The organism is Methylibium sp. (assembly GCF_031393925.1).
Classification (GTDB): domain Bacteria; phylum Pseudomonadota; class Gammaproteobacteria; order Burkholderiales; family Burkholderiaceae_C; genus Methylibium.
The window spans coordinates 1-10,578 of sequence record NZ_JANMWL010000065.1 but is presented as its reverse complement, the minus strand read 5'-3'; the positions used below and the strand labels follow the sequence as shown (position 1 = coordinate 10,578).

Below are 10,578 nucleotides of genomic sequence, written 5' to 3'. Positions count from 1 at the left end.
CCCGAGCCTGCCGTCGCGACCGACCCCGATGCGCTGGCCGCGCTGCCCTACTCCTCGGGCACCACCGGCCTGCCCAAGGGCGTGATGCTCAGCCATCGCACCCTGGTGTCCAACGTGTGCCAGTTCAACCAGGCGTTCCCGATGCGCGAGGTGGACGTCGTGCTCGCCTTCTTGCCGATGTTTCACATCTTCGGCTTCACCGTCGTCACTCTGTGCGGGCTCGCGGCGGGTGCCAAGCTGGTGACGGTGCCGCGCTTCGAGCCGGAGTCGTTCCTGAAGGCGATCGCCACCTACCGCGTCTCGCGCATGTCCGTGGTGCCGCCGGTGATGCAGTTCCTGGCGGGGCATCCGCGGGTCGACGCGCATGATCTTTCTTCGCTGGAACTCATAGGCTGCGGTGCGGCGCCGCTCGGCGCGGCGCTGGAACACAAGGTCGGCCAGCGCCTCGGGTGCAAGGTGCTGCAGGGCTTTGGCATGACCGAGTCGTCGGGCTGTGTTGCCGTCTCGCACCCCGAGCGCATCCGCGCGGGCAGCAGCGGCCAGTTGCTGCCGGGCACCGAGGCGCGGGTGGTCGATCTGATCGACGGGTCTGACCTCGACCACGGCTTGCCGGGCGAGATCTGGTTTCGCGGACCGCAGGCCTTCAAGGGCTACCTGAACCAGCCCGCTGCGACGCGCGAGACGATCACCGCCGACGGCTGGGTGCGCACCGGCGACATCGGCCACATCGACGCCGACGGCTATTTGTTCATCACCGACCGGCTCAAGGAGCTGATCAAGGTCAAGGGCTTTCAGGTGGCGCCGGCCGAACTGGAGGCGCTGCTGCTCACCCACCCGTCGGTGGCCGATGTGGCCGTCATCGGCCGGCCCGACGAGCGTGCCGGCGAATTGCCGGTCGCCTACGTGGTGGCGCGCGGCACGCTCGACGTCAAAGCGCTCGAGGCCTGGGTTGCGCAGCAGGTGGTGGCATACAAGCGGCTCGGCGACGTGGTGCTCTGCGAGACGATCCCCAAGAGTGCGGCCGGCAAGATCTTGCGCCGGGTGCTGCGTGCGCAGGATGCGCAGCGTGTGGTGGGCTGATACCGAGCATCACTCCAACGAGCCCCGATCGCCGCGGCGAAGGCCAGGGACCGTAGCGCATCATCACCCCCCTTGCGGGACGGCGCTGCAGCCGACGGGCCGAGCGCAATCAAGAGACGGGCGATGCAAACCTTCAAGACGGGCGCGGTTCAGGCAAACGGCATTCGGTTCCAGTTTCTGGAGGCCGGTCAGGGGCCGCTGGCGCTTTGCCTGCACGGCTTTCCCGACTCGCCCTGGAGCTACCGCTACCTGCTCCCCGAACTGGCCCAGGCCGGCTACCGTGCCGTGGCGCCCTTCATGCGCGGCTACGCGCCGTCCGAGGTCGCGGCCGACGGCCGGTATGACACGGGCACGCTCGCTGCCGACGCGGTCGCTCTGCATGAAGCCCTGGGCGCCACCGGCCAGGCCGTGCTGATCGCCCACGACTGGGGCTGCGCCGCGGCCTACGGTGCTGCAGCCCAAGCGCCGCAGCGCTGGCGTCGCTGCGCCTTCATGAGCGTGCCGCCGCTCGCCGTCTTTGGCGAGCTGGCCCTCGGCTATGCCCAGATCAAGCGCTCGTTCTACTTCTGGTTCTTCCAGATGCAGCTGGCCGACGCCATCTTGGCGGCCAACGATCTCGCCTTCATCGACGAACTGTGGGCCGACTGGTCCCCGGGCCACGACGCCAGGGACGATCTGCCGCATGCCAAAGATTGCCTGCGCGACCCGGCCAACCTGCGAGCGGTGCTGGGCTACTACCGGTCCTTGTTCGATCCTGCGCGCTTCGGCTCGCACGCGGGCATGCAGGAGCAGGTGGCCGCGTGGGGCCGCCCCGTACCGCAAGCCACGCTCTACCTGCACGGCATGAACGACGGCTGCATTGCGCTGGACGCGCGCTCCGCCGAGGGCGTGCCCGCCTGGTTGGGACCGGGCTCCGAGGTCGAGCTTGTCGAGGGTGTCGGGCACTTCATGCTGGTGGAAAAGCCGGCTCGCATCAACCAGCGCATCCTGCAGTTCCTGGGTCGGGCAGCATGAGTCGCGACTACACCGGTTCGGGTGACGCACATTGGAGCAAAGACATGACCAGCAGCATCTACGACCGGCATCTCGACAAGAACGCCGCCAATTTCGTCGCGCTCTCGCCGGTGAGCTTCGTCGAGCGCAGTGCCGAGGTGTTCGGCGACCTGCCCGCGGTGATCCACGGCGCGCGGCGCTACTCCTGGGCACAGACCCGCGAGCGCAGCGCGCGCCTGGCGGCGGCGCTGCGCGCGCTGGGCGTGGGGCGCGGCAGCACCGTCACGGTGATGCTGCCCAACACGCCCGAAATGGTGGAGGTGCACTACGCGGTGCCCGCGCTCAACGCCGTGCTCAACACGCTCAACACTCGCCTGGACGCTGCGCTGCTGGCCTGGCAGATGAACCACTGCGAAACCGACGCCGTGCTCACCGACCGCGAGTTCGCGCCGGTGATGGCCGAGGCGCTGCAGCGCCTGAAGGCCGAGCATGGCCGCACGCCGGTGGTCATCGACGTTTGCGACCCTGAATACACCGGGCCGGGCGAGCGCCTGGGCACGCATGAGTACGAGGCGCTGCTGGCCGCGCACGCGCCGCTCGAGCGCCTTGACGGCCCGCTCGATGAGTGGGATGCCATTGCCGTGAGCTACACCTCCGGCACCACCGGCGACCCCAAGGGCGTGGTCACGCACCACCGCGGCGCCTATCTCAACGCGGTGTGCAATGCGGCCACCTGGAACATGCCGAACTTTCCCACCTACCTGTGGACCTTGCCCATGTTCCATTGCAACGGCTGGTGCTTTCCGTGGACGGTGGCGATGCTCGGCGGCACGCACGTGTGCCTGCGCAAGGTGGATGGCAAGGCGATCCTCGACGCGATGCGCGAGCACCGGGTCGACCACTACTGCGCCGCACCCATCGTGCACAACCTCTTGATCGCCGCACCGGCGGCGCAGCGCGAAGGCCTCGGCGGCGAGGGCGGGCGCAAGGTACGCGGGCTCGTGGCCGGTGCCGCGCCACCGGCGGCCATGATCGAAGGCATGGCGCAGATCGGCTTCGACATCACCCATGTCTACGGCCTCACCGAGGTCTACGGCCCCGCCGCGGTGGCGGTCAAGCGCGACGACTGGGCGGCAGCAAGCCTGGGCGAGCAGGCCCGCCTCAACGGCCGCCAGGGCGTGCGCTACGCGCTGCAGGAAGGCATGACGGTGCTCGATGCCGACACCATGGCCACGACGCCGCCCGACGGCCAGACCATGGGCGAGATCATGTTTCGCGGCAACATCGTCATGAAGGGCTACCTCAAGAACCCCGCGGCCACCGACAAGGCCTTTGCCGGCGGCTGGTTCCACACCGGCGACCTGGCGGTGATGGAGGCCGACCGCTACGTGAAGATCAAGGACCGCAGCAAGGACATCATCATCTCGGGCGGCGAGAACATCAGCTCCATCGAGGTGGAAGACGCGCTCTACCGCCACCCGGCCGTGCTGGCCTGCGCGGTGGTCGCCAAGCCCGACGTGAAATGGGGCGAGACGCCGCTGGCCTTTGTCGAACTCAAGCCGGGCGCAAGCGTCGACGCGGCCGAATTGATCGTGCATTGCAAGACCCTGCTGGCCGGCTACAAGGTGCCGCGCGAGATTCGCTTCGAAGACATTCCCAAGACCTCCACCGGCAAGATTCAGAAGTTCACGCTGAGGGAGCGAGCGAAGTCGGCCAGTGCGATCGGATGAACCCTCACCGCAACCCTCTCCCGCAACAAGAGGGGAGCGATCCAGGCCGGCTCGACCTTGAAAGACCACCGCCATGACCACCCCGACTCCACTCCAGACCCCCTTCGTCCTCACCAGCCGCGACCCGCGCGGTGTCGTCACGCTCACGCTGGACCGACCGCAGTCCTTCAACGCCTTGTCCGAAGGCATGCTCGCCGCGCTGCAAGCCGAATTCGACGCCATTGCCGGTGACGACAGCGCGCGCCTGGTCATCGTGGCCGGCGCCGGCAAGGCCTTTTGCGCCGGGCATGACTTGAAGCAGATGCGCGCCGCGCCGTCGCTCGGCTACTACGAGCGGCTGTTCGCGCAGTGCTCGCGTCTCATGCTCGCCATCCAGCGTCTGCCCGTTCCGGTGATCGCGCGGGTGCAGGGCATCGCCACGGCGGCCGGCTGCCAGCTCGTGGCCGCCTGCGATTTGGCGGTTGCCGCGAGCGACGCGCGTTTCGCGGTGAGTGGCGTCAACTACGGCCTGTTTTGCTCCACGCCGAGCGTGGCGCTCGCGCGCAACCTGCTGCGCAAGCAGGCCATGGAGATGCTGCTCACGGGCGACTTCATCAGCGCCGAACAAGCGCGCGAACGCGGCCTGGTCAACCGCGTGGCCGCGCCCGGGCAGCTCGACGCCGAAGTCGAGGCGCTGGTGGCGCGCATCGTCACCAAGCCGCGCACCGCCATCGCCATGGGCAAGGCACAGTTCTACCAACAGATCGAAGTCGGCACCGAGGCGGCCTACGCCGTGGCCGGCGCGGCGATGGCCTGCAACATGATGGACGAGGCCGCGCTCGAGGGCGTGCAGGCGTTCGTCGAAAAACGCAGTCCGCGCTGGCCGGGGTGACGCGGCCCGGTGCGCGGGCCCCTTATCGCGCGAGCACCGACCTGGCGATGACCGCCTCCAGCGCCTCGGGATCGACCGGCTTGACCAAGTGCTCGTCGAATCCCGCCTCGGCGGTCTTGCGCCGGTCATCGGCGGTGCCCCAGCCGGTCAGGGCGACCAGCCTGCACAGGCGCGTGGCCGCAAGGGCGCGCAGTGCCGCCGCGACCTCGTAGCCGCTCATGTCGGGCAGACCGATGTCCAGCAGCACCAGCTGCGGCGAGAAGTCGGCGGCAAGGGCGATGGCCGTCCGACCATCGGGCGCACCGCGCACCTCGTGGCCGGCGATGCCGAGAAGCTCCACCAGGGACTGCAAGCCGTCGGCATTGTCCTCAACGACCAGCACACGAACACCTAGCGTGCGCTTCGCAGGCGGCGGCGGTTCGAGCCGCACCGCCGCTGCCCGCACAGAGGCCTCGATCGGCAGGACCACCGTGAACGTGCTGCCATGGCCGACACCGGGGCTGCTGGCCCTGACGGAGCCGCCGTGCAGCTCGACGAGTCGCCGCACCAGTGCCAGCCCGATGCCCAGGCCGCCCTGCGAGTGGGAGGCAGCGTTGGGCAGCTGCGTGAACATCTGGAACAGCTGTCCTATTTGTTCTCTCGGGATGCCGATGCCGCTATCAGCGACGTCGATTTCCACGGCGCCCGCAACCAGCGTGGCCGCGAGCCGCACCTTGCCACCCGGCGGCGTGTACTTGGCGGCGTTGTTCAAGAGATTGCCCAGCACTTGCGACAGCCGTGTCGCGTCTGCATCGAGCCACACGGGCTCGGCCGGCAGCGACACCTCGACATGGTGCCCGGCGGCGTCGAGCAAGGGCCGGCTCGTTTCCAGTGCGACCGCGACGACCTTGTTCAGCGCGACGCGCTCGAGCTCGAGTTCGATCAATCCGCGGCTGACGCGCGAGATGTCGAGCAAGTCGTCGATCAGGCGTGTCATGTTGGACACCTGCCGCTCGATGATGTCCTGCGCGCGCGCTGCAACCTCGCCGCCCGGCGGCGAGCGGCGAAGCAGTTCGGTGGCAAAGCGCACCGGTGCCAGGGGGTTGCGTAACTCGTGCGCGAGGGTGGCCAGGAATTCGGTCTTGCGACGGTCCTGCTCGCGCAGTGCGGCTGCGTCGCGAACTCGCTCGATGTGCGCCCAGCACCGCTCCACCACGTTCTCGAGCAGCAGCACGTCACCGGCGGTCCACTGGCGCGGCGCCGCCTGGTGCAGCGCCATCATGGCGGTCAAGCGACCGTGCTTGATCAAGGGCGCACAGATGATCGCCTTGATGCCGATGGCGTTGAACATGCGGCCGCCGCCGGCTTCGCCCAGTTCCAGGTCCACGTCGCGCACCACCAGGGTCCTGCCGCCGTGCAGGTCGGACATGGCCTGGGGCCCGAACAGGCTTAGCGAATAAACGCCCGCGCTGCTGGCCACACCGCAGGCGGCCCAATCGTTGCGAATGCTGAAGCGGTCGGCATCGGTGTCGACATCCGCATAGGCACAGCGCGTGACGTGCATGTGCTCGCCCAGCAGTCGCGCCGTCAGCGCCATCACCGCGGTGGCGTCGGTCGATTCACGCGTGGCCTGGCTCAGTGCGTCGAGCAAGCGAAACCGCTCCTCGCTCTGCTTCAACGCGGCTTCTGCCATCGTCGCGTGGGTGATGTCGGTGCAGTGGCCGACCCATTCCACGATCCGGCCATCGGCGTCGCGCACCGGCGCACTCTGGGCGACCACGTGCCGGTACTCGCCGTCATGGCGCCTGAGGCGGTAGGTCATGGAAAGCGACTGCTCCGCGCTGGTAGCGCTCAGCCAATGAGAGCGGATTCGTTGCCGGTCGTCCGGGTGAATCGCTTGCAGCCATCCCATGCCGCGGTAGTGGTCCCACGATAGGCCGGTGAACGCCGCCAGGGGCGGGACCTCGGTTTCGATCTCGCCGCTGGGCGCGGTGAACCAGAAGAAAGTCTGGCTGGAGCCGGCGAGAGCTTTAGCGCGCTGTTCGTCGCTGACGAGCTCGTGCTCGGGCGATGGGTGCGCCACGGTGGGCGCACTTTGGGTGACGGGTCTTGGTGAGCTGCCTGGCATGTCGGTACCCCATTCGATGCGCGCCAGCCTGGGCGCCTAAACGCTGCGGGTTCATGCCGCGACCCGGAAATTTGTGCCGAGCTCGTTCGCTCAGGGACATGCTCCTTGCGATCTTGCCCTATTCGCCGCCGCGCAGCCGCAGCACCTGCACCGCCGACACCGGCTCGGCCTCGTTGCCCCACGACGCGCGGATGTGCGAGAGCACCGCCGCGATGTCGGCATCGCTGAGCACCTGCAAGAAAGGCGGCATGCCATAGGGCCGCGGATTGCCGGCGGTGGCGGGCGCAAAGCCGCCGCCCAGCACGACGTGGATCAGGTTGGCGGGCGAGAACAGGGTGACGGCGCGGTTGCCGGCCAGCGCTCGATAGGCCGGTGCCGCGCCCTGGCCCGAGTCGCCGTGGCAGTCGGCGCAGTGCTGCTCGTAGAGCTTGGCGCCGCGCGCGAGCTGCGCCGCGTCACGCTCGATCGGCTTGTGTGCGGGCGGTGCCGGCGTCTGCGGCAGCGCCTTCAAAAACACCGCAATGGCCTGCAGGTCGGGCTGCGACAGGTGCTGCGTGCTGAGGTAAACGACCTCGGCCATCGGCCCCTGCACCGACGCGCGCGGCGCGCGGCCGGTCTTTAGCAGCTCGACCACATGCGGCAGCTCCCAGTCGGCCACGCCCGCCTCGGCCGGCGAGCCAAGCGCGGGTGCGTACCAGTTCTGCATCGGTATCAGGCCGCCGCTGAGTTCGAGCTTTTCGCTGGTCGCGCCCAAGGCATTGCGCTCGGCGTGGCAGGCCACGCAATGGCCCAGGCCGCGCACCAGGTAGGCGCCGCGGTTCCACTCGGCCGATTTGCCCGTGTCGGCCTGGTAAACGCCGGGCGTGAAGAACAGCGCACGCCACACGCGGAGCGCGAACTGGCTGTCGTAGGGAAAGCGCAGCGCGTGCGGCCGGTTGGCTTTTGCGACGGCAGGCAGGCTGCCGAGGTAAGCGAACAGGGCGTCCGCGTCTTGGCGCGTGACCTGCGTGTAGCTGGGATAGGGGAAGGCGGGGTAAAGCAGGCGCCCGTCCCTGGAGCGGCCGTGGTGCAGCGCCTGCCAGAAGTGCGCCGAGGTCCAGGCGCCGATGCCGGTCTGCATGTGCGGCGTGAGGTTGCTGGCGAACACGGTACCGAACGGTGTGGCAAGGCCCGGCCCGCCGGCGTAAGGCGAGCCCCCGCGCGCGGTGTGGCAGGCGGCGCAGTTGCCGGCCAGCGCCAGGTAGCGGCCGCGCTCGATCTGCGCCGCGGAGGGCGGCGTCGCGCTGGCGGGCGTGTCGGGGAGGGGCGCCTCATCGCGCTGCTCGAGCACCACGACGGCCGCCAGCAGTGCGGCGGCTGCCAGCAACACGGCGACCAGCGCGCGACGGCTCGGGAGCGTCATCGCAACGCCCCTGGCACGCTGCCGCAGGGCAGGGCGGGCGGCGCCGGCAGTGCGGCGACGGGCTTGGCATTGGCCGGCAGCGGCTCTGCACTGAGCCAGGTGGACACGGCGCTCACGTCGTCGGGCGCGAGCCGCCGCGCGACGCTGGCCATGCAATCGGGCGCCAGCGCATGGCGAGCGGCGTTGCGCCAGGCACCCAGCTGCGCGTTGAGGTAGTCGCGCGGCAGGCCCAGCAGGCCGGGCGTGGCCGGCAGCACGCCGGTGAGCGCCGCACCGTGGCAGCTCGCGCACGCCGGCAGCTCACGCGCCGCGTCGCCGCGCCGCACCAGCGCCTCGCCTCGTTGCAGCAGGGCGCCGTCGGCGCCGCGCGTTTGCGGCGCGGGATAGGGCAGGTCGAGCGCGGCAAAGTAGCCGGCAATTTCGCGCAGGTAGTCGTCGCCGAGGTGGACGACCAGGGCCGTCATCTGCGCGTTGCGCCGCCGCCCTTCGCGAAATGCGACCAATTGGTTGTAGAGGTAGCCGGCCGGCTTGCCGGCGATGCGCGGAAAGTAGCCGTCGTTGGTGGCGCGGCCCTCCTTGCCGTGGCAGGCGGTGCAGGCAAGCATGCGTTGGGCGATGGTGTCGGGCACGCGCAGCGGCTCGGGCGCGCTCGCGGCTGGAGCGGCGAGGGCCGGCAGCGCCATCACCAGCGCGGCGATCCAGACCGAGATCGGTGCGGCCGTTCGCGCCGAAGCCAAGGCGACCATCGGATTCGTCGTTTGCTTCATGGCATGGCTCGTGACGGGCAGCCGCGATTGGAGCGCGGCTCGCAAGCACCGCCGCCCCGTGAGGTGCGACTGATTCCCGCTGGGCCCAGGAAGCGTGCCGGTCGGGGGGGTGCCCCCCGCCGCCGCTACCGCTTCAGGCTTCGATAAACCGCCGCCTCGAAATCGACAAAACCAGGGTAGGAGGCCACGTCCTGGAAGGGCAGGACCTGCGTGCCCCAGAAACCGCCGATGCCGTTCTTGCGGTCGATCCAGTAGAACAAGTTGCCCAGGCCCGCCCAACCCAGCGAGCCGGCCGGGCGGCCGGTGGGCGCGTCTTCGTCGTTGACCATGAAGGTGTAGGCCCACGACTTGGAAAGGCCGGGGAAGAACTCGCCGGTATTGGTCAGCGAGGGGGCACACGTCACCCAGCCGCCCGACTTGAGCTTGCCCAGGCCGTTCTTGGACATGCGCTCCACCGTCTCGGCCTTCAGCACGCGGCCGTGCGGGCCGTTGCCCTCGTTGAGCATCATGCGGATGAACTTCATGTAATCGCCCACCGTGCCGTAGAGGCCGTGGCCGCCCATGTCCATCTCGGGTGGATCGGGCAACACCAGGTCGGGCAGCGACGTGAGCTTGCCGTCCTGCGCGCGGTCGTGAATGATGGCGCGGCGTGCCTTCATCGCGTCGGACATGACAAAGCCGGTGTCGTTCATGCCCAGCGGCTCGAAGATGCGCTCCTTCATCACCGCGCTGAGGCGCTTGCCGCGTTGCTGCTCGACGATGCGGCCCAGCCAGTCGATGTTGGGGCCGTAGGTCCAGCGCTCGCCGGGCTCGTGCAGCAGCACCGTGCGGATCACGGCGAAGCTGCTCGATATCACGCTCGGTATGCCCTTGGCGGCGCGGTACTTCAAATCGTCTTCGTTGAAGAACTCGTAGCCCAGGCCCGAGATGTGCAGCATCAGGTCATTGACGGTGATGTCGCGCCGGGGCGCGCGCGTCTTGGGCTGGCCGCCGGCGTCAAAGCCGTCGAGCACTTGCAGCTCGGCGATTTCAGGCACGTACTGTTTGGCCGCGTCTTCGAGCCTGATCTTGCCTTCTTCGACCAATTGCATGACGGTCGTGCCGGTCACGGCCTTGGTGGTGGAAAAGAGCGCCATCACCGAGTCGGCCGTCATCGGCTGGTCCTTGCCCAGCTCGCGCTTGCCGGCACTGCCTTCGTAGAAGTTGCCGCTGCGGTCGGTGGCCATCGCCACCACGCCCGGAACACCCCCGGCGCGGCCCACGGTGTACTCGAGCACCGCGTCCGCGGCCTGTTTGATCGTTTGTGTCATCCGTGTCTCCTGCTGGCTGGCGGCTCGTTCAATGGCCGGCCCCGAACCACCGTGAACTCGGGCAGGCCTGAGCAATGTAGTGACGCGCATCGGCCGAGGGGGGTGGCAATACCCTGAGCGCGAGAGGTGCGAGGGCGCGATGCGGCAGGTGATCGTTTGCCCTTACCCCAGCGCTCTGCCAGAGGAAGGGGGTGCCACTCGGTGATGACGCGCAGCGAAGGCTTCGATCCTCAGCACGTCAGCGTCAAGCCCGATGCCAAGCGAGCGGCTCACGAGCGAGCGCCTGTGGCACCTGAGGTGGCCGGCTGCGCAGCCTGA

Annotated in this window: 8 protein-coding genes; 4 read left to right on the top strand and 4 right to left on the bottom strand. The window is 68.9% G+C overall.

The window, feature by feature from the left end; translation table 11 throughout:
- The 4 genes from RMO12_RS04325 to RMO12_RS04310 form a co-directional block, all read left to right on the top strand.
- Positions 1-1,080, top strand: a 1,080-nt coding sequence (locus tag RMO12_RS04325; RefSeq protein WP_309638336.1) for an AMP-binding protein, incomplete at its 5' end; no start/stop codon positions are given.
- Positions 1,081-1,203: 123 nt separating this feature from the next.
- Positions 1,204-2,094, top strand: coding sequence for an alpha/beta hydrolase (locus tag RMO12_RS04320; RefSeq protein ID WP_309638335.1), 891 nt, complete (start codon positions 1,204-1,206; stop codon positions 2,092-2,094).
- 44 nt (positions 2,095-2,138) lie between these two features.
- Positions 2,139-3,803 (top strand): acyl-CoA synthetase, encoded by a 1,665-nt coding sequence (locus tag RMO12_RS04315; RefSeq protein WP_309638334.1) that lies wholly within the window; start codon positions 2,139-2,141, stop codon positions 3,801-3,803.
- Positions 3,804-3,876: 73 nt separating this feature from the next.
- On the top strand, positions 3,877-4,674 hold the full coding sequence (locus RMO12_RS04310; RefSeq protein ID WP_309638333.1) for an enoyl-CoA hydratase: 798 nt from the start codon (positions 3,877-3,879) through the stop codon (positions 4,672-4,674).
- 22 nt (positions 4,675-4,696) lie between these two features.
- Here RMO12_RS04310 and RMO12_RS04305 read toward each other — a convergent pair whose 3' ends face one another.
- The 4 genes from RMO12_RS04305 to RMO12_RS04290 form a co-directional block, all read right to left on the bottom strand.
- Positions 4,697-6,736, bottom strand: a complete 2,040-nt coding sequence (locus tag RMO12_RS04305) for an ATP-binding protein (RefSeq protein ID WP_309638332.1) — start codon at positions 6,734-6,736, stop codon at positions 4,697-4,699.
- A 163-nt stretch (positions 6,737-6,899) separates the two neighbouring features.
- Positions 6,900-8,183: a cytochrome c gene (locus tag RMO12_RS04300; protein ID WP_309638331.1), complete on the bottom strand. Its 1,284-nt coding sequence runs from the start codon at positions 8,181-8,183 to the stop codon at positions 6,900-6,902.
- Positions 8,180-8,950 carry a c-type cytochrome gene (locus RMO12_RS04295; RefSeq protein ID WP_405029616.1) on the bottom strand — a complete coding sequence of 257 codons (771 nt, stop codon included), beginning with the start codon at positions 8,948-8,950 and terminating at the stop codon, positions 8,180-8,182. The genes RMO12_RS04300 and RMO12_RS04295 overlap by 4 nt, the downstream gene beginning before the upstream one ends.
- 125 nt (positions 8,951-9,075) lie before the next feature.
- Positions 9,076-10,260, bottom strand: a complete 1,185-nt coding sequence (locus RMO12_RS04290) for a serine hydrolase domain-containing protein (protein ID WP_309624440.1) — start codon at positions 10,258-10,260, stop codon at positions 9,076-9,078.
- Between the last annotated feature and the right edge of the window lie 318 nt (positions 10,261-10,578).

Excerpts from the sequence above, each read along its gene's own strand:
- RMO12_RS04295 (WP_405029616.1), bottom strand. The coding sequence starts at position 8,950 with ATGAAGCAAACGACGAATCCGATGGTCGCCTTGGCTTCGGCGCGAACG.
- RMO12_RS04310 (WP_309638333.1), top strand. The coding sequence starts at position 3,877 with ATGACCACCCCGACTCCACTCCAGACCCCCTTCGTCCTCACCAGCCGC.
- RMO12_RS04300 (WP_309638331.1), bottom strand. The coding sequence starts at position 8,183 with ATGACGCTCCCGAGCCGTCGCGCGCTGGTCGCCGTGTTGCTGGCAGCC.
- RMO12_RS04320 (WP_309638335.1), top strand. The coding sequence starts at position 1,204 with ATGCAAACCTTCAAGACGGGCGCGGTTCAGGCAAACGGCATTCGGTTC.
- RMO12_RS04315 (WP_309638334.1), top strand. The coding sequence starts at position 2,139 with ATGACCAGCAGCATCTACGACCGGCATCTCGACAAGAACGCCGCCAAT.
- RMO12_RS04290 (WP_309624440.1), bottom strand. The coding sequence starts at position 10,260 with ATGACACAAACGATCAAACAGGCCGCGGACGCGGTGCTCGAGTACACC.